General features: G+C 66.4%; 16 protein-coding genes. 8 read left to right on the forward strand and 8 right to left on the reverse strand.

Annotated elements, in window-relative coordinates:
* The first annotated feature begins 3 nt into the window (after window positions 1-3).
* Window positions 4-987, forward strand: coding sequence for a pteridine-dependent deoxygenase (locus HBF24_RS09375; protein WP_240922352.1), 984 nt, complete (start codon window positions 4-6; stop codon window positions 985-987).
* A gap of 48 nt (window positions 988-1,035) precedes the next feature.
* Here HBF24_RS09375 and glmU read toward each other — a convergent pair whose 3' ends face one another.
* The 5 genes from glmU to HBF24_RS09400 all read right to left on the reverse strand — a co-directional run bounded on the left by glmU (window position 1,036) and on the right by HBF24_RS09400 (window position 7,018).
* Window positions 1,036-2,409 carry a bifunctional UDP-N-acetylglucosamine diphosphorylase/glucosamine-1-phosphate N-acetyltransferase GlmU gene (gene glmU, locus HBF24_RS09380; protein ID WP_167172234.1) on the reverse strand — a complete coding sequence of 458 codons (1,374 nt, stop codon included), beginning with the start codon at window positions 2,407-2,409 and terminating at the stop codon, window positions 1,036-1,038.
* Between the two features lie 66 nt (window positions 2,410-2,475).
* Complete coding sequence (locus HBF24_RS09385; protein WP_167172236.1) at window positions 2,476-4,053, reverse strand: tryptophan 7-halogenase; 1,578 nt, start codon at window positions 4,051-4,053, stop codon at window positions 2,476-2,478.
* Between the two features lie 129 nt (window positions 4,054-4,182).
* Complete coding sequence (locus HBF24_RS09390; RefSeq protein ID WP_167172238.1) at window positions 4,183-5,004, reverse strand: glycosyltransferase family 2 protein; 822 nt, start codon at window positions 5,002-5,004, stop codon at window positions 4,183-4,185.
* Window positions 5,001-5,813, reverse strand: a complete 813-nt coding sequence (locus HBF24_RS09395) for a beta-ketoacyl synthase chain length factor (protein WP_167172240.1) — start codon at window positions 5,811-5,813, stop codon at window positions 5,001-5,003. Before HBF24_RS09395 ends, HBF24_RS09390 begins: the two co-directional genes overlap by 4 nt.
* On the reverse strand, window positions 5,810-7,018 hold the full coding sequence (locus HBF24_RS09400; RefSeq protein ID WP_240922355.1) for a beta-ketoacyl-[acyl-carrier-protein] synthase family protein: 1,209 nt from the start codon (window positions 7,016-7,018) through the stop codon (window positions 5,810-5,812). The genes HBF24_RS09395 and HBF24_RS09400 overlap by 4 nt, the downstream gene beginning before the upstream one ends.
* Window positions 7,019-7,165: 147 nt before the next feature.
* On the opposite strand from HBF24_RS09400, the gene HBF24_RS09405 reads away from it, so the two are divergent.
* Both HBF24_RS09405 and hemF read left to right on the forward strand, forming a co-directional pair.
* A complete protein-coding gene (locus HBF24_RS09405) occupies window positions 7,166-7,858 on the forward strand; it encodes a YdcF family protein (protein ID WP_167172242.1) in 693 nt (230 codons plus the stop codon).
* Window positions 7,859-8,209: 351 nt separating this feature from the next.
* Window positions 8,210-9,118, forward strand: a complete 909-nt coding sequence (gene hemF / locus HBF24_RS09410) for an oxygen-dependent coproporphyrinogen oxidase (protein WP_167172244.1) — start codon at window positions 8,210-8,212, stop codon at window positions 9,116-9,118.
* A 78-nt stretch (window positions 9,119-9,196) separates the two neighbouring features.
* On the opposite strand, the gene HBF24_RS09415 is transcribed toward hemF, so the two are convergent.
* Together HBF24_RS09415 and HBF24_RS09420 are read right to left on the reverse strand one after the other, a co-directional pair.
* Window positions 9,197-10,990 (reverse strand): M28 family metallopeptidase, encoded by a 1,794-nt coding sequence (locus HBF24_RS09415; protein WP_167172246.1) that lies wholly within the window; start codon window positions 10,988-10,990, stop codon window positions 9,197-9,199.
* A 179-nt stretch (window positions 10,991-11,169) separates the two neighbouring features.
* On the reverse strand, window positions 11,170-11,847 hold the full coding sequence (locus HBF24_RS09420) for a hypothetical protein (RefSeq protein WP_167172248.1): 678 nt from the start codon (window positions 11,845-11,847) through the stop codon (window positions 11,170-11,172).
* A gap of 191 nt (window positions 11,848-12,038) precedes the next feature.
* Between HBF24_RS09420 and gpmA the strand changes: the two genes are divergently transcribed.
* The gene (gpmA, locus tag HBF24_RS09425) at window positions 12,039-12,785 is read left to right on the forward strand and encodes a 2,3-diphosphoglycerate-dependent phosphoglycerate mutase (protein ID WP_167172250.1); all 747 of its coding nucleotides are present in this window, start codon (window positions 12,039-12,041) and stop codon (window positions 12,783-12,785) included.
* A 124-nt stretch (window positions 12,786-12,909) separates the two neighbouring features.
* Entirely contained in the window at window positions 12,910-13,437 is a 528-nt protein-coding gene (locus HBF24_RS09430; RefSeq protein WP_167172252.1) for a DUF1453 domain-containing protein, read from the forward strand.
* Window positions 13,438-13,445: 8 nt separating this feature from the next.
* Here the strand turns inward: HBF24_RS09430 and glnK are convergent, their stop codons facing one another.
* Complete coding sequence (gene glnK, locus HBF24_RS09435; RefSeq protein WP_167172253.1) at window positions 13,446-13,784, reverse strand: P-II family nitrogen regulator; 339 nt, start codon at window positions 13,782-13,784, stop codon at window positions 13,446-13,448.
* A gap of 190 nt (window positions 13,785-13,974) precedes the next feature.
* On the opposite strand from glnK, the gene HBF24_RS09440 reads away from it, so the two are divergent.
* The 3 genes from HBF24_RS09440 (at window position 13,975) to HBF24_RS09450 (ending at window position 18,013) form a co-directional block, all read left to right on the forward strand.
* Entirely contained in the window at window positions 13,975-14,229 is a 255-nt protein-coding gene (locus HBF24_RS09440) for an accessory factor UbiK family protein (RefSeq protein WP_167172255.1), read from the forward strand.
* Between the two features lie 165 nt (window positions 14,230-14,394).
* Window positions 14,395-15,891 carry a YifB family Mg chelatase-like AAA ATPase gene (locus HBF24_RS09445; RefSeq protein WP_167172257.1) on the forward strand — a complete coding sequence of 499 codons (1,497 nt, stop codon included), beginning with the start codon at window positions 14,395-14,397 and terminating at the stop codon, window positions 15,889-15,891.
* A gap of 358 nt (window positions 15,892-16,249) precedes the next feature.
* Entirely contained in the window at window positions 16,250-18,013 is a 1,764-nt protein-coding gene (locus HBF24_RS09450) for a sodium:proton antiporter (RefSeq protein ID WP_167172323.1), read from the forward strand.
* Window positions 18,014-18,036 lie beyond the last annotated feature (23 nt).

Below are 18,036 nucleotides of genomic sequence, written 5' to 3' on the forward strand. Positions count from 1 at the left end.
CGGATGAACCAAGCATGCCCGAGCCCCGGGGACAGCACATTGACCGCCGCGCCACGGGTGAGCTATGGCCACTCGCTGCCCACGGCGCTGGCCGCGTCGAACACGCTGGCCGCGTTCAGTTTCGACACGCAGCGTGCGGCGCCGGGTGATCCACGCCACTTGCGCGTGCCGCTGGGGGTGCTTGGCGCGCCGTACGGCGCCATCGAATACTGGCAGGTGGACGATAGCGTCGCCCACGGGCGGGAGGGTGAACTGGCCTGGGCCAGCGGTGGTGGCTGGCTGTTCGTGGCCATGGATGTGAACGAGGCCGATCATGGCGGCGTTGCCGGCGCATCCGAGCAGGCCTATGCCCAGCTGTGCGCCTTCCTGGCCCGGCATCCGGCCGGCCAGGTGCAGCGTCTGTGGAATTACCTGGGCCAGATCAACACGGGTGACGGCGATCGTGAGCGCTACAAGCGCTTCTGTGATGGCCGGGCGATAGGCATGGGCGACTTTTTCGCCGAGGGTTTCCCGGCAGCCACGGCAGTGGGTCATCACGCCGCAGAAGGCTGGCTGCAGGTGTATTGCCTGGCGGCGCTTAAGCCGGGTACGCGACTGGAAAATCCACGCCAGGTCGCCGCCTGGCAGTATCCGCGCCAATATGGGCCGACCCCGCCCAGTTTCGCCCGCGCCATGCGGCTGCCCGGCGGCGAGTTGGCCATCTCCGGCACCGCCTCGATCATCGGCCACGAGTCGCAGCACATCGGCCAGCTGGAGCCGCAGCTCGATGAGATCCTGGCCAATCTCGAGGCGCTGCTGACCCATGCCGGCAGCGCGGCGGGGTTCGACGAGCATTCGCCGCTGAAGGTGTATGTGCGTCACCCCGAACAGACCCAGGCCATCGACGAGTACCTGGCCCGGCATCTGCCGGAAACGCCGCGGCTACTGCTGCACGGCGACATCTGTCGCGCCGAACTGCTGGTGGAGATAGACGGCTGGCGTTACTGAGGCTGACGGCGGCCCGAGCCTGGTCCGGTCGCCGTCTACGCGGGGGCGTTATTTGCTGTCGCTTTTCACGGGACGTTTCCAGCCGCTGAGGCTGCGTTGGCGCGCCCGGGCCACAGTCAGCTGGCCGTCCGGCGCATCACTGGTCAATACCGAGCCGGCGCCCACCGTGGCCTGCACGCCCACGCGCAGTGGCGCGACCAGGGCGCTATTGGAGCCGATGAAGGCGCCATCGCCAATCTCGGTGCGGAACTTGTTTACGCCGTCGTAATTGCAGGTGATGGTGCCAGCACCGATGTTGACGCCAGCGCCGACCTCGGCGTCACCCAGGTAGGTCAGGTGGTTGGCCTTGCTGTCCGGTCCCAGCCGCGTTTTTTTGATCTCGACGAAATTGCCCACGCGCGTGCCTTTGGCCAGCACGGTGCCTGGACGCAGGCGCGCGAATGGGCCCAACTGGCAGGCCCCTTCGGTGATCACGCCTTCCAGATCGCAATGCGCATGCACTTGCGTGCCGGCGGCCAGGGTCACATCGCGCAGGCGGCAAAATGGGCCGATGCGCACGCCGTCGCCAAGCACCACGCGCCCTTCCAGCACCACGTCGACATCGATGTCGACATCACGTCCGACCTCTACCGTGCCGCGCTGGTCGAAACGCGCCGGATCAGTCAGGCGCACGCCGGCCGTGGCCAGCGCACGGGCGCAGCGTTCGCGAAAATAGCCTTCCAATTGCGCCAGCTGCCAGGGATCGTTGGCACCGGCCGCTTCGCGGGGGTCGTCCAGCACCACACAGGCGGCGGCTTCGCCATCGCCCGCAGCCATGGCGAAGACGTCGGTCAGGTAATACTCGCCTTGCACATTCTCGCAGCTGAGCGCATCGCACCACTGGCGCAGGCGGCCGGCGCTGGCGGCGATGATGCCGGTATTGGTCAGCGTGATGGCGCGCTGCTCGGTGTCGGCGTCCTTTTCCTCGACGATGGCACGCACGCGACCCAGGCCATCGCGCAGCACGCGGCCGTAGCCGGCTGGGTTGGACTGCTCGGCGGCCAGCACCGCCAGCGGCGCGTCAGGTTCGATCAGTGCGCGCAGGCTGGCGGCGCGCACCAGCGGCACATCGCCATACAGCACCAGTACGCGCGCGCCATCCGGAACGTCGCGCATGGCCAGCTGCACCGCGTGGCCAGTGCCCAGACGCTGGGCCTGGGCCACCCAGTTAAGCCCGGCATCGGCAAAGACAGCCTGCACATCCTCACCGCGAAAGCCGTGCACCACATGGATGGCCGCAGGCTCCAGCTCACGCGCCGTGTCGATCACGTGCGCCAGCATGGGTCGCTGCGCCAGCGGTGCCAGCACCTTGGCCTTGGAGGATTTCATGCGCGTGCCCTCGCCGGCGGCGAGAACGATGACGTGCAGTGGAGCCATGGTCATCCCTGTGAAATGTTCGAAAACCTTGATTCTAGCGCGCGCACAGCGGTGCTGTCGGGCGTGTGGCGGTCAGGCCGCGCGCTCGAACAGCGGCGGGCGGGCACGTCCGGAAAGCGGTCCCTGCAGCGTCGGATCGGCTTGGGCGGCGCGCAGTACGATGGCATCGGCCAACGCTTCCAGCAGCTCGACGTGGGCACCCAGGCGCTGGCGCAGGGCGACATCGTCCAGTGTGTCGTGCAGACCGCGGTTGAGCTCGGCAAACCACGGCAGCTCACGCTGGTCGAGCATGGCGCGCGGATTGGCCGGGTCGCTGACCGCGTGCCAGCGCTTGAACAGTGCTTGCATGCGCGCGTTCAGCGCTTGCGCCTGCTCCAGTTGCGGCCGCACCGCACCCAGGAAGCCGATGTCTGTCAGGCGGTTCTGGAACACCAGCTGGCACAGCACGCCCCAGTAGTAGGCATAATCCCAGATCACCTTGATCGGCAGTACCTCGGGGTTGCCGAGCAAGCCGTACTGGCCCTGATACAGGCTTAGGGTGTTGCTGTGGAAGGAGGCCAGCAGCTGCTCGTACAGATGCGTGTATGGCGCCAGGTGACGACCGGCCCGATCGTGGCCGACCAGTGCGGCGATGTAGGTGTTGTTGATGGCGATGAAATCGCCACCCGGCGAATAGAACGGGTCCAGGAAGCTGCCAGCCTCGCCGGTCAGGGCCCAGCGGTCGGCCGAGAAGTGCTGCGCGCAGCCGTGCGAGTAGCGGCGCAGGAAGGCGAAATCCAGCAGCGTGTCGCGGCGCTTGGCCACTTCGCGCGCCACCGCCGGCTGGCGCTGGGTCAGCCAGTCCAGCGCGCCGTCGAAGCTGCGCATGGCCTGAAACGAGTGCATTGACGAATCGGCGACGATGCCCACCGAGTGCGCGCCGGAGGCCAGCGGAATCAGCCAGGTCCAGTAGCCGGGGCCGACCATGTGGTTGGTCGAGCGCCAGCGCTCGGGTGGCGAGCAGCGGTTGAGCCAGTCGCGGTCGTTGCACCAGCCGTCGATTTCCAGCCGCTCGTCCAGGCGGAACCACACGGCGTGGGCGGCGTGATGGTTGTCGCGTGTCAGCTCGAAACGGCGCCGCAGCAAGCCCGCGCGGCCGGAGGCATCCAGCAGCCAGCGCGCCTGGGCGTTGTGTTCGCCATCGTCCTGGCGCCAGCGCACCTGGTGCGGCGCATCGCCTTCGCCCACGCTCAGGCCGTCGATGCTGGCGCCATGGCGAAAATCGATGCCGCGCCGGCGGGCTTCTTCGCCCAGGTGGTTTTCGAAGATGCCACGGTCGATCTGGTAGCTGGGCGTGGGTAGCACGCGGCTGACGCCCAGTTCGGTGACGTTCTCGAGATCGGCACGGCCGTCGGAGAAGAAAAAGCGGAAGCCGAACTTGCGGATGTGCGCCGATTCCAAGTGCTCGCCAAGGCCGAGCGTCTGCGCAAAATAGTGCGCGGCGATTTCCACGGTGGATTCGCCGACCTTGTGCGCGGCCGCCGGCAGCGGGTGCGGGCGCCGTTCCAGCACCAGAATGTCCAGATCCGGATACTCGCCTTTCAGGTGCAGGGCCAGCGTCAGGCCGGCCAGGCCACCGCCCAGAATGACTGCATCGTGTGTCTGCGTCATCACACCCTCCCGAGTGTCGTTGTCGCCGCCGCATGATGGTCGTCTCCCTCGACCCATGCATGGTTGCTCGATTGTGCGGTGTCAGGTGGCCGGCGTCATCCGCGACGCGCGAACACGCAACACGATGGCTCAGGCGCGGGCGTGTGCCTCGGCCTCGTCCGTGGTGCTTCCGGTATCCTTGCCCGGATCGATCAGCAGCGGCTTCTCGCGGCGTACGCGGCGGTAGTTGTCCAGCAGAAAACCGGCGCCGACGATCTTGCCGATGACATGGAACGTGATGCGCAGAAAATCCGGCACCGGCTTGAAGTGACTGACGCGGAACTGGCGCGGGCCGTCCACCTGGGTGTGCTCGTAGCGCGACTCGATCGGCACCGAGGCTACACGCACGCCGCACTGCCAGGCCGCCTCGATCAGAATCTCGCTCTCGAACACAAAGCCCTGCGTTTGGATGCCGTGCAGTTCCAGCACTGCCTTGGGGTAATAGCGTTGGCCGCTCTGGGTGTCGATCAGGCGCTGCCCGCAGGCCCAGGAAATACCCCAGTCGGCGAAATTGTTGGCGCGGCGGCGGTAGTTGGGCTGCTTGTGACGGTTGATCAGACGCGCGCCGGTGACGATGTGGTTGGGATAGCGTCGCGCCACGGCCAGGATGCGCGGCACGTCGGCGGCAATGTGCTGGCCATCGCCATCCATGGTCAGCGCCGCCTGGTAGCCGCGCTCGAGAGCTTCGCGAAAGCCGGTGCGCAAGGCTTCGCCCTTGCCGCTGCGCTGGGCATGCTGGATCAGCGTCACGCCACGTTCGCGCACCATCTCGGGGGTGCCGTCATCGGAGCCGTCATCGACCACGATGATGGGCAGGCCCAGCGGCTTGAGCGAATCGAGCAACGGACCGATGGCCTTGGCCTCGTTCAGGCACGGAATCAGGATGCAGCAGTAGTCGGGCTCGGTGTTCAAGGGGCCACCTCCATGGCGATGTGCAGACCCAGCGCCGGGGCCGCAGGCATTTCCAGCGTGTGCGAGCCCGAATCGGCCAGCGCTTCCAGCAACGGCGCGGCACCGGCCGAGAGGTTGCGCTCGGCCAGCCAGCGCAGGAACGGTGCCTGTGCGCTGCTGACGGCCTGTGCCGGGCCGGTACGCACATCCAGGCGAGCCAGACTGCGCTCGCTTTGAGCCGGTGCCAGCACCAGTGCGCAGCCGAACGGTGCGCGGCTGTCGATCATCTCGCCCAGCGGCCCTTCGCCGGGCACATCGTAGCTGACCAGCAGCACCGGTTGCCCACCACTGAGCACTTCGCCGATCGCTTCCAGCAGGCCGGCGCCGAAGCTGTGGCGCCATGCGCATAGCGCGTCGGAGGCGGCATGGCAGCCGGTGGCGATGGTCCAATAGCCGGCAGCGGCGTTGTGCACCGAGTTGTGAAAGCGCGTCGGCGACAGCTCGCGTGGTGCCTCGGCCAGCGTGGCGCACATGTAGTCGAGGATGCCACTGTCGCCGTGCGCGGAGCTGAAAAGGCACGGTAGCGTGGACGCATCACGCTCGCTCATGGCCACTGCCTGTGCGCCGGCCTCCACCGCCAGGCGCACACTGATCGGCGCGCGGCGGCGCTCGCCCGGCGCCAATAGCGCGGCGGCCGGCTTGCCGGCACATTCATCGTCGCTGGGTTCGGCGCGTGTTTCGGCCATACGCGCGCGCAGCGATGGCCAGTCGGCGGCGCCTTGCGCCCATACGCCGATGCCTTCAATCCAGATCGGAGCCAGGGTGCTCATGCGCCCGCCCCCCGTGCATGGGCGAAGGCCAGGCAGGCGTTGTTGCCACCAAAGCCGAAGGAATTGCTCAGCGCCACGTGCACCGGGCGGTGTTCGGCTTGCAGCGCCAAGTGGCTGGCGCAGACCGGCTCGGGTTCATCGCAGCCCAAGTTGCCGGGAATCAGGCCGTGTTCGATCGCGGTCAGTGCCACCACCGCTTCGACGATGCCGGCCGCGCCCAGTGTGTGGCCGGTGTAGCCCTTGGTCGAACTGGCGCGGGTGCGGGTGCTGAAGGTACGTGCCAGGAGCGCCGCTTCCACCTCGTCGTTCTTCGGGGTCGCGGTGCCGTGCAGGTTGATGTAGTCCACCGCCTTGGCATCCAGTCCGGCGCGGGCCAGCGCATCGCGCAGGGCCAGTTCCGCGCCCAGGCCTTGCGGGTGCGGCGTGGACATGTGATGCGCGTCGCTGGCTTCGCCATAGCCGACCAGCCTAGGCGCATCCGGCGCCGCGTCGGTGCGTTCGAGCAGGGCAAAGCCGGCGGCCTCGCCCAGCGAGAGCCCGTCGCGCGAGGCATCGAACGGACGCGCCGGCCGTTTGGAGACCAGCTCCAGCGAATTGAAGCCGAACAGCACGCTGTCGCACAGCGTATCGGCGCCGCCGACCACGGCCGCGTCGATCACGCCCAGCGCCAGCATGCGCGACGCCATGGCAAACACCTTGGCGCTGGACGAGCAGGCCGTGGAGACGGTCAATGCAGGGCCTTGCAGGTCCAGGTATTCGGCGGTGAAAGCGCTCAGCGAGTGCAGCGAGTGGATGCCGGGACGACGCAGCGCTGCGGGCAGGCGGCCATCCTCGAGCTGACGATAGCCGGCCTCGGTGGCCTCGATGGAGCCGGTGGAGGTGCCCATGAACACGCCGATGCGCTCGCGCCCGTAGCGCTCACGCGCGGCGCGCACGCGCTCGATAAAGCCATCCGCTTGCAGGCCCATGTGCACCAGGCGGTTGTTGCGGCAGTCCCAGTGCGCCATGTCCTCTGGCAGGGCGTGCGCCTCGATGCCGGGCACGCGACCGATCCAGCACGCCAGCGGCGCGCTGCTGATGTCGTTTTCGCGCAGTCCGCCACGGCCTTCGGCCAGTGCCCGGGCGTGCCCCTGACGTCCGTTTCCCAGCGCCGACACGGCGGTGTAGGCACTCACCGCCAGCGGCGTCATCACTCGTGTATTCATCAACGGCAGCCTAGCCCAGCGTCTGCGGCCTTGCCTAGCCTGCATCGGCGCTGCTTGCCGGGTTGGGTTCAGCTGCGCTGTGGCAAGCGTTGCGCTGCCGGCGAGGGCATCGCAGACTGCGCGCTTTCCCTGCCCGGTGTGGCCTTAATGTCCGATCCGCTCCGCCCGGTTCGCCGTGGCCCCTGGCGATATCTGCGCGATGCCGACGTGCTGCATGCACTGGCCGTGGTGATGGTGGCGCTGGCCGCCAGCGGCGGTCTGGTATGGCTGGGCTATATCGTGCACGTGTGGCAGCTGGCCGCGCGCAGCCGCCTGCGGCCCAGCCGTGCCGGCGTGGTGCTGGTGTTCGGTCGGCGCCTGGTCGACGATCGTCCGGAGGCCGATTACCGTCAGCGCCTGCGCCGATGCCTGCGTCTGATGCGGGCGGGCACGGCCGTGCGCGTCCTGTTGCTGGGTGGCGCCAGTGGTGGGCGGATCAGCGAGGCACAGGCCGGTGCCGACTGGCTGCGCGCCAACCAGGCCCCGGCGGCAGTGCCAGTGACGCTGGAGCAGGCTTCGATCGATTCGCTGGAGAATCTGCGCCACGCGCGTTCGCTGCTCGGTGAGCCATTGCCCCCGGTGCAGTTGGTGACCAGTCGTTATCACCTGGCGCGGTGCCGTCATCTGGCGCGCCGGCTGGGTTTCCAGTGCCAGTTGATCGCCGCCGAACCGCGGCTTCCGCGTACGCTGCGCTATGCCCGGCGCATCGTGCTTGAAGCCGGCTACCTGATGTGGATCGACCTGGGCCTGCGCTGGGCGCATTTGATCGGCCACCGCCGCATGGCCGAGCGCATTACGTGAGGGCGATCGGTCAGCCGGCGCATTGCTCAGGCAGGGCGTGCTGGGCGGTGTTGCCTTAGGGCCCGATATCCGGACGAGGGGCCCGGCCACCAGTGGCTGGCAGATGCCGGCACTCTGAGGTGACATGGAGGCCGCGCTGTATCGGTACACTCTTAGCGCGTCGGTACATCCATGACGACCGCCATGCGGTACGCTTTGACCAGGCTTCCCACGAGCACCATGAAATATGGGCCGCCGTTCATCCACGAGAACTACCTGAGCTGGGTCAACAATCGGGTCAACGACACGCGGCGCGACATGAGCAACCTCGCCCGCGGCAGCTGACTGCCGACACCCGGCGCGGACATTGTCATGAGCCATACCGATCACGCCAAGACCGCCGAACACTTCATGCGCCAGTTGCAGGATCGCCTGTGCGATGCGCTGGCCGACATCGACGGCGAAGCCAGCTTCGTCGAGGATGCCTGGACGCGTGAGGGCGGCGGTGGTGGTCGCACCCGCGTGTTGCGCGATGGTGGTGTGTTCGAGCAGGGCGGGGTGAATTTCTCGCTGGTGCATGGCGACCGGCTGCCGCCCAGCGCCACCGCGCATCGCCCGCAGCTGGCCGGCGGAAGTTTCGTCGCCACCGGCGTGTCGCTGGTGATGCACCCGCGCAATCCTTACGTGCCGACCACGCACATGAACGTGCGTTACTTCGAGGCGCGCAAGGAAGGCGTCGAGCCGTTGTGGTGGTTCGGTGGCGGTTTCGACCTGACCCCGTTCTATCCGTTCGACGAGGACGTGACGCACTGGCACCAGGTGGCGCGCGACGTGTGCACGCCCTACGGCCACGATGTGTACGAGCGCTACAAGCGCTGGTGCGATGAGTATTTCTATCTCAAGCACCGTGACGAGACGCGTGGCATCGGCGGGCTGTTCTTCGACGATCTGGACGAAGGCGGATTCGACCGCTGCTTTGCCTTCACCCGCGACGTTGGCCAGGGTTTCCTGGATGCATACCTGCCGATTGTCGAGCGGCGTATGCACACGCCGTGGGAAGAGCGTGAGCGTCAGTTCCAGCTGTACCGGCGCGGGCGCTATGTGGAGTTCAACCTGGTCTACGACCGCGGCACGCTGTTCGGCCTGCAATCGGGCGGGCGTACCGAGTCGATCCTGATGAGCCTGCCGCCGCTGGTGCGCTTTGAGTACGCCTACACGCCCGAGCCGGGCAGCGCCGAGGCAGCGCTGGCCGATTACCTGAAGCCGCGCGACTGGCTGTAGCCACCGCGCGGCCCGCTTGGCGGGCGTGCCTCAAAGGCAACGGCCCCGGGCACGGGTCTGCGCCGGGGGCCTTGTCGCTTACTTGCTGCTGTGCTGCATCATCTTCACGCGCTTGGCGCGGAAGGCGCTGTCGCGCGACCACGCCGGGAACACGTGCTTGTCCGACAGCGTGTGGCCGACGTCGTAAAGCGCCTGCACATCCTCGATGATGCCGCCGAGCTTCCAGCTGTCCGAATACTCGTCGGCCGGGGTGTGATAGCGATGTGCGGTGTAGTCGGCGCTGGCGGCGCGCCCGGCCTTCATGCCGCCCTCGAGCAGATCCTCGCCGCTTTCCACGTCCAGTGCCGGCACGCCGGCCTTGGCGAAACTGAAATGGTCGGAGCGGAAGTAGAAGCCTTTCTCCGGTGAATCCTCGCCCGAAAGATGCCGGTTCTGCATGGCCACGGCCGCTTTCAGGTAGTCATCCAGTTGCGACTGGCCCAGGCCGACCACGGTAATGTTGTGCGCACGCCCGATCGGCGCCAGCGCATCCATGTTGATGTCGGCCACGGTCTTGTCCAGCGCGAATACCGGATGGGCGGCGTAGTACTTGGAGCCGAGCAGACCCGATTCCTCCAATGTCACCGCGGCAAACAGCACGCTGCGCTTGGGCGCGGGTTTTTGCGCGGCGAACTTGCCGGCCAGCTCCAGCAACGCGGCCACGCCGGTACCGTTGTCGACGGCGCCGTTGTAGATCTGGTCGCCTTGCAATGACGGGTCGGTACCCAGGTGGTCCCAGTGCGCGCTGTAGATCACCGCCTCATCCGGATACTGGCTGCCGGGCACCTTGGCCAACACGTTATGCGACTGGAAATGGCCGATGCGGCTGTCCAGGGTGATCGAGGCGGTGGCATCGAGCTGCACCGGCTTGAAGCCGCGCCGGCCGGCCGCCTTGGCCAACTGGTCGAAGCTCTTGCCGGCCGCCTTGAACAAGGCGCGCGCGGCATCGCCGGTCAGCCAGCCGGCCACGGGCAGGCGCGGTGCCGGATCTTCGCTGGATGGCAGGTCGAATTGCGGGCCGGACCAGCTGTTCTTGACCACGCTCCAGGGATACCCGGCGGCGCCGGTGGCGTGCACGATCAGGCAAGCGGCCGCACCCTGGCGGGCCGCTTCCTCGTACTTGTAGGTCCAGCGCCCGTAGTAGGTCATGGTGCGGCCCTTGAACAGCTTCGGGTTGCCGCTGGCATAGCCGGGGTCGTTGACCAGCACGACCACCGTCTTGCCCTTCACGTCCACGCCCTTGTAGTCGTTCCAGTGCTGCGCCGGATCGTCGATGCCGTAACCGACAAAGACCACGTCGGATTTGTCCAGGCTGACCTTGGGCTTGCCCTGCAGCGTGGCCACGATCATATCCTTGCGATAGGCGAAGGGCAGGTTCTGCTGGCCGGCGTGCATGTCCAGGGTGACATCGGTATTGGTCAGCTCGGTGGACACCACCGGCACCGCCTGCAACCACTGGCCGTGATTGCCCGGCTGAAGACCCATGCGCTTGAACTGGGCAATCAGATAGTTGGTGGTCAGCGTGGCGCCGGGGCTGCCGGGCTTGCGTCCGCCAAAGGCATCCGAGCCCAGCACTTTTACGTCTGTGACAAAGTCATCAGCGGTGATATCGGGCGAGAAGTGATGACGGTCGGCCATCTTCACCACCTCGGGCAGCGCCTGACTTGAGGGTGCTGCCGGCGCGCCAGCGGTGCTCGCCGGTGCGCTTGCACTCTGGCTGGAGCCGGCATGACTCGGCGCAGTGGCGGATGGGTTGGAAGAATCGCTGCCTGACGAGCAGGCGGTCAGGAAGCCGGCAGCGGCCAGCGCACACAAAATCTGCTTCACTCGCATTACTTCATCACTCCCCGGTATGACCTTGGAAACCGTGGTGCCCGCCGCGGTTCTAGCCTTCTGGGGCGTCGCCGTCGACAGCTGCATGCCGGCGCCTTGGCGACCGGACACCGATGCCCCCTTGCATCGGTGTCCTGACGTGTATCACAGCCGGCCGCATGCCGGCAAAGAGTGGGCGCTTATGGGCGAGCGCCGTCGAAGGTGTGCGCCTTGGCACCGACGATGGTGCCCACGTGCGCGGTGTTGCTTACATACAGATCAACCGGGCGCTTGAAGTCGAGCGTGCCGTGCACGGTGGCGTCGGGACCGATGACAACCCGCGGCGTGTGGTCGTTGTGGCCACTGTGGAACCAGCCCGAGTGCGACTCGTTGACCAGGATGCCACCTTCCACCTGTGACCCGGCGCCGACGGTGATGTCGCCGGCGGTGGTCTCCAGGCCACCGCCGACATGGGCGTGGTCAAGCTTGATGGTGCCGTTGACGTTGGACACGTGGCCGGCCACTTCAGCTTGCGGCGCCAGGTCGATGCTGCCGTTGACGGTGCTGACGTCATCGCGCACCTGCGCCTTGCGCTCGAGGGTGATATCGCCATTGACCGCCTTCACCCCTCGGGCGTGGGCGTCGTGTTCCAGCGTGATGCTGCCATTGACGGTGTGGGCCTGGCCGGCTTGCGCCGAGGCGCCGATGTTGACGCTGCCGTTGACCGAGCTCAAATCACCGGCCTGCTGATGCGCAGATACATCGATGCCGCCGTTTAGCTTGCTGATGTCCGACTGCGGCGAGGCCATGGCGGCCATGGTGGGCAGGGCCAGCATCAGGGCGACGGTGAGGGTAAGCGGGCGAAACATGCGGCGCATGGGAATCTCCTTGCGGCTGACAGGTTTGGGATAATGAAGTAGGTGCTTGGATGCGCTGGCCTGGGGCAGGGTTTAGATGCCTGCGGCGAAATCGCGCCCGGCGCCGTCCTGCTGCCCCAACGTTGACGCTTGCCGCGCCAGCTCCCACCATTTGCAGTGACCTGATTTCCCTCCACTTACATTGGATCCCCATGCATAAGCTCGTCATGATTCGCCACGGCCAGTCGCTGTGGAACCAGGAAAACCGTTTCACCGGCTGGGCCGACGTCGACCTTACCGAGCAGGGTGTGGCCGAAGCCAAGGAAGCGGGCAAGCTGCTCAAGGACGAAGGCTTGAGCTTCGATGTGGCGCACACCTCGGTGCTCAAGCGTGCCGTGCGCACGTTGTGGCATGTGCAGGACGAAATGGACCTGATGTGGTTGCCGGTGCAGACGCATTGGCGCCTGAACGAGCGCCACTACGGTGCGCTGACCGGCCTCAACAAGGCCGAGACGGCAGCCAAGTATGGCGACGAGCAGGTACACATCTGGCGCCGCAGCTATGACACGCCACCGCCGGCGCTGGAGCCGGGCGACAACGAGGCCGCCCACGACCCGCGCTACGCCGCGCTGGACCCCTCGGTGCTGCCGCTGACCGAGTGCCTGAAGGACACCGTGGCGCGCGTGCTGCCATACTGGCACGAGACGCTGGCGCCGGCCATCCGCTCCGGCCAGCGCGTGCTGGTTTCGGCGCACGGCAACTCCATGCGCGCGCTGGTCAAGTACCTGGATGACATTTCCGACGATGACATCGCCGGCGTGAATATCCCCAACGGCATTCCGCTGGTGTACGAGTTCGACGCCGACATGAATCCGCTGCGCCGCTACTACCTGGGTGACCAGGAGGCGCTGAAGGCGAAGATGGAAGCGGTTGCCAACCAGGGCAAGTCCAAGGGCTGAGGCTGGCCTTTGGGCAGAGGCATCGGCCGGCGTCGCGCCGGTCGATGCATGACGCCTGTCAGCGGCCAGTAAGCGGCCGGTGTGCCATGCTGGCCGCCCTGATCTTTCGCCGGATATCTTTTCGATGTCGCCGCATCTGCTTGTTCCCCTGATTGCCGTGCCGTTGATCGTGCTGCTGCTGGCGCGGCGCCTGCGTCGCTTCTTCGGTCGTCAGCCGATTCGCACCCGGCGTATGCGTGCACGCATCATCGTGATCGTGGCGCTGGTGGTGCTGTTTGGCAGCAGCGCGCTGGCTCATCCGCCGGTGCTCGAAGGCTTGGTCGGCGGACTGCTGGCCGGGCTGGCGCTGGCGCTGGTGGGTCTCAAGCTGACGCGCTTTGAGGTCGGTCAGGGCGGCACCGACTGCTATATACCCAATGCCTGGATCGGCGGATTGTTGAGCGCCGTGGTGCTGGGACGAATTGCCTACCGGCTGGTCGAGCTGGCGCCGGCGATGGATCAGGCGCAAAGCCAGCAGCAGGCCATGCGCCAGATCACGCACACGCCGATGACCATGGCCGCCTTCGGCCTGATCTTTGGCTATTACATCGCCTACTACGGCGGCTTGCTGATCCATCACCGCCGGCTGAAAGCGCAGTGGCAGGCGCCGTGAAGTGCGTCTTACAGCGCGTCGGCGTCCAGTTCGCCGGTACGGATGCGTATCACCTGTTCCAGCGCGCTGACAAAAATCTTGCCGTCGCCAATCTTGCCGGTGCTGGCCGACTGCTGGATGGCTTCGACCACGCGTTCTAGCTGATCGTCGGCCACAGCTACTTCCAGCTTGATCTTGGGCAGGAAATCGACCACGTATTCGGCACCGCGATAGAGCTCGGTATGACCCTTCTGGCGGCCGAACCCCTTGACCTCGGTCACCGTGATGCCCTGTACGCCGGCATCGGCCAACGCTTCGCGCACGTCGTCGAGCTTGAACGGCTTGATGATCGCCACAACCAGTTTCATATGCACCTCGAAAATATGCCCTGCGCGAAGGCCCGGCGTTGTAGCAGCCGATGGCCATCCAGGGCAAGGGCGGGTGCCGCATCGGCTATGCTTTCACGTGTAGGCCAATGCCTACAGAATTTTGTGGCCGGGGCCGCTGGCGGCTCGTTCGGCCGGTGTTTAAAGTCTTTCATCTATTCGGGGTGCAGTCATGATCGACGCGCAAGGAATCGACCAACTCGCGCAACGCCTTTCGTCTCTGGTGCCGCCCGGTCTCTCGCAGGCCCGTGCGGATCTTCAGGACAATTTCCGTGACGTGCTGGCGCAGGGTTTGCGCAAGCTCGATCTGGTCACCCGTGAAGAGTTCGAGGTACAGCGCCAGGTGCTGGCGCGTACCCGCGAGCGGCTGGAACAGCTGGAGGCCCGCGTGGCCGAGCTGGAAGCCGGCCTAAAAACCGGTAACTGACCGCTCGCCACCGCTCCCGGGAGGCTGCCCCCGACCCGTCACCTCACCCCGAGTCAAGGTCGGGGGCGGTTTTTTCAAGGCCGGGGCCGACCGATCAAGGGAGTTGTGTGACATGGAGCTTGGCCGCGGCACGCGCAGGCACTGCCAGCACGTCGGGTGGTCCCGGTGAGTTTGTCGATTGTGCTCAGCCGCTCGCAGGAGGGTGTGGCGGCACCGCAGGTCATGGTCGAGGTGCATCTGTCCGGTGGCCTGCCGGGAACGTCCATTGTCGGCCTGCCCGAGGCCGCCGTGCGCGAGGCGCGTGATCGGGTGCGTGTGGCCATTCAGAACACGGCCTTTGAGTATCCCAACCGTCGCGTCACGGTGAACCTGGCTCCGGCCGATCTGCCCAAGGATGGCGGGCGCTTCGATCTGGCCATCGCGCTGGGCATTCTGGCCGCCAGCGGGCAGGTCTCGCGCGAGCGATTGCACGATTGCGAAGTCTTCGGCGAGCTGGCGTTATCGGGCGAGCTGCGGGGCGTGCAGGGCATTCTGCCGGCGCTGCTTAAGGCGCGAGATCGCGGCCGCCGTGTGATCATTCCCCGCGCCAACGCCGCCGAGGCGGCGTTGCTGGAGGAGGCCGATATCTGCGTCGCCGATACGCTGGCCGAAGTCACCGCGTGGCTGAGCGGTCAGGGTGAACTGGCGCGACCGGAATCGCGAATTGATGCGGCGCAGGTGCCGGTGCCTGATCTCATCGAGGTGCGCGGGCAGCAGCAAGCACGTCGCGCGCTGGAAATTGCCGCCACCGGTGGTCATCACCTTCTGATGCATGGTCCGCCGGGTACCGGCAAGACCATGCTGGCCGAGCGTTTGCCGGGGATATTGCCGGCGATGGGCGAATCCGAGGCGCTGGAGGCCTGCGCGGTGCGCTCGGTGGCTGGCGAGCCGGTCGATCCTGCGCGCTGGCGCCATCGGCCGTTCCGAGCGCCACACCACACCGCGTCCGCGGTCGCGCTGGTCGGTGGTGGCTCGCGTCCGCAACCGGGTGAAATATCGTTGGCGCACAACGGTGTACTGTTCCTCGATGAGCTGCCGGAATTTGACCGGCACGTGCTGGAGGTACTGCGCGAACCGTTGGAATCAGGACGCATCGTGATCTCCCGCGCGGCACGTCGCGCCGAGTTTCCCGCGCAGTTCCAGCTGGTGGCGGCGATGAACCCGTGTCCCTGTGGGCACGCCGGTGATCCGGATGGCAGTTGTCGCTGTACACCGGACCAGATTGCCCGCTATCGCGCGCGCATATCCGGGCCCTTGCTCGATCGCATCGACCTCAACGTGGCGGTGCGCCGCGTGCCGCTGGCCGAGTTGACCCGGGCCGAAGCCGATGGCGAGCCCAGTGCGCAGGTGCGCCAGCGCGTGGTGGCAGCCCAGCATCAGGCCCTGTCGCGATCAGGGCGCGTCAATGCGCAGCTGTCCGGGCGCGAGCTGGAACGCGACTGCGCGCTGGGGCCGCCGGAGCGGCGCTGGCTGGAGCAGACACTGGACAAGCTCAAGCTCTCGGCGCGTGCCTATCACCGCGTGCTGCGGGTGGCCCGCACCATCGCCGATCTGGACGGCGCGCCCGGTTGCGTGGAGCGCGAGCATCTGGCCGAAGCGCTTCAGCTGCGGCGCTCTCCGTAGCCCAACTTGGCCAAAATGAAGAAAATGTGACCATTTGGTCCGATTTCGCGAACACTGTGTGCAGGCTCAGTCGCCCCTATGCGACTTCCGTCGAGGTTGACCGAATCCTACGTCCGGCTCGATAATTGAACCGTCGAGTACGCTAATGGCTCGGCCTCCGGCCTCCCCGGTATCGGAAAATCCCCCCTCCCCCGCTCCGATACCGGGGACTGGCTTTTCTCCCCGACGTTTTCCGTGGTCGTCCTGCGATGGGACGAGACGACGCTTGGCAACGTGCGCATGCGCGGTACCATCGGATCAGAATGCAGCTGCACGTGCTTTGGGGACACTCTTGGATCTTGCTCTGACTCTGGCCCTGATGCTGGCCGTCGGTTTTGTGGCGCAATGGCTGGCCTGGCGCGTGAAGCTGCCGGCAATCCTATTCCTGCTGCTGGCCGGGCTGGTGATGGGGCCTCTTACCGGCTGGATTCATCCTGACCGAATTTTCGGGCCCACCCTGTTTCCGATGGTTTCATTGGCGGTGGCGCTGATCCTGTTCGAAGGTTCCATGACACTGCGCCTGGGGGAGTTGCGGGGTATCGGGCGGGCCGTACGCGGTCTGGTCAGCTACGGTGCGGTCGCCGCCATGTTGCTGCTGGCCGCGGCGGTGCACTGGATCGCCGGTCTGGAATGGGAGCTGGCCTTGCTATTCGGCGCGCTCACCTGCGTGACCGGACCGACGGTAATCACACCGATGCTGCGCACGCTGCGTCCCAACGCCAAGATCGCCAATGCGCTGCGCTGGGAGGGCATCGTCATCGATCCACTGGGCGCATTGTTCGCGGTGCTGGTGTTCGAGGCCATCCTTTCGCGCGAGCAGGGCCACTCACTGGGTGTATTTGCACTCACCGTGCTGTGCGGTATCGCCATCGGCTGTGTCGGCGCGTGGCTGTTGGCGTTCGTCCTGCGCCGCCATTTGATTCCCGAATATCTGCAGAACTTCGGCGCCATGGCGGTGGTGCTGGGCGCCTTCACCAGCTCCAACGCGCTGACCCATGAGTCGGGTCTGCTGGCTGTGACCATCATGGGCATTGTCATCGGCAATCTGCGTGGCGTCCATATCGATGACATCATGGACTTCAAGGAGAACCTGTCCACGCTACTGGTGTCGGTGCTGTTCATCGTGCTGGCCGCGCGCCTGTCATGGCCGTTGCCGGATGGCACCTTGCTGACTGGCATATGGGTGTTCCTGGCGGCGCAGTTTGTCGCGCGCCCCCTGTCGGTACTGGTGGCCACTGTCGGCAGTGCGCTTAGCTGGCGCGAGCGGGCGCTGGTGGCCTATGTCTCACCGCGTGGCATCGTCGCCGCCGCGGTCTCGGCGCTGTTCGCCATCAAGTTGGAGTCGTTGCATGTCAACGGTGCCGAGCAGCTGGTGCCGCTGGTCTTCATCCTCATCATCGGCACGGTGCTGCTGCAAAGCGGCACGGCACGGCCATTGGCGCGCTGGCTGAAGGTGGCCGAGCCCGAGCCCCATGGCGTGCTGGTCTACGGCTCCGACCCGGTGGCGCGCACGGTGGCCAGGGCCTTGGCCGACGCCGACTTCCGCGTACTGGTGGCGGATGACGACTGGGATGGCATCCGCGCGGCGCGCATGGCCGGCCTCAACACGTTCTTTGGAAATCCCACCTCGCAGCACGCCGACCATCACCTGGATCTGACAGGGCTGGGACGGCTGCTCGCCATGTCCACACGGCGCGAGATGAACTCTCTGGCCTGTGTCCACTATCGGCAGGAATTCGGTCGCGATCAGGTGTTTCGCCTGCGCAACCTGCACCCGGAGGAACAGAACGGGCGGCAGGCATTCAGTGGCAATCTGGTCGGTCATGCGTTGTTCGGTGAGGACATGACTCACGCGCGTTTTGCCGGTCTGCTCACCGATGGTTGGCGACTCAAGTCCACGCGCCTGACAGACACTTTCGACTGGCCCCAATTCATCGAGCAGTATGGCTCCGGCGCGGTGCTCTTGTTCGCCGTCGACGGTGGCGGCAGCCTGCGCATCGCCGCCGGGCGCCGATTGCCCGATCCCAAGCCAGGCTGGTTGGTGATCGCGCTGGTGCCTCCGGACGGAACCCAGGCGGCGTAAGCTCGCCCGTCCGACATCCAATG

It is taken from the genome of Oleiagrimonas sp. C23AA (assembly GCF_011759385.1).
GTDB lineage: Bacteria > Pseudomonadota > Gammaproteobacteria > Xanthomonadales > Rhodanobacteraceae > Oleiagrimonas.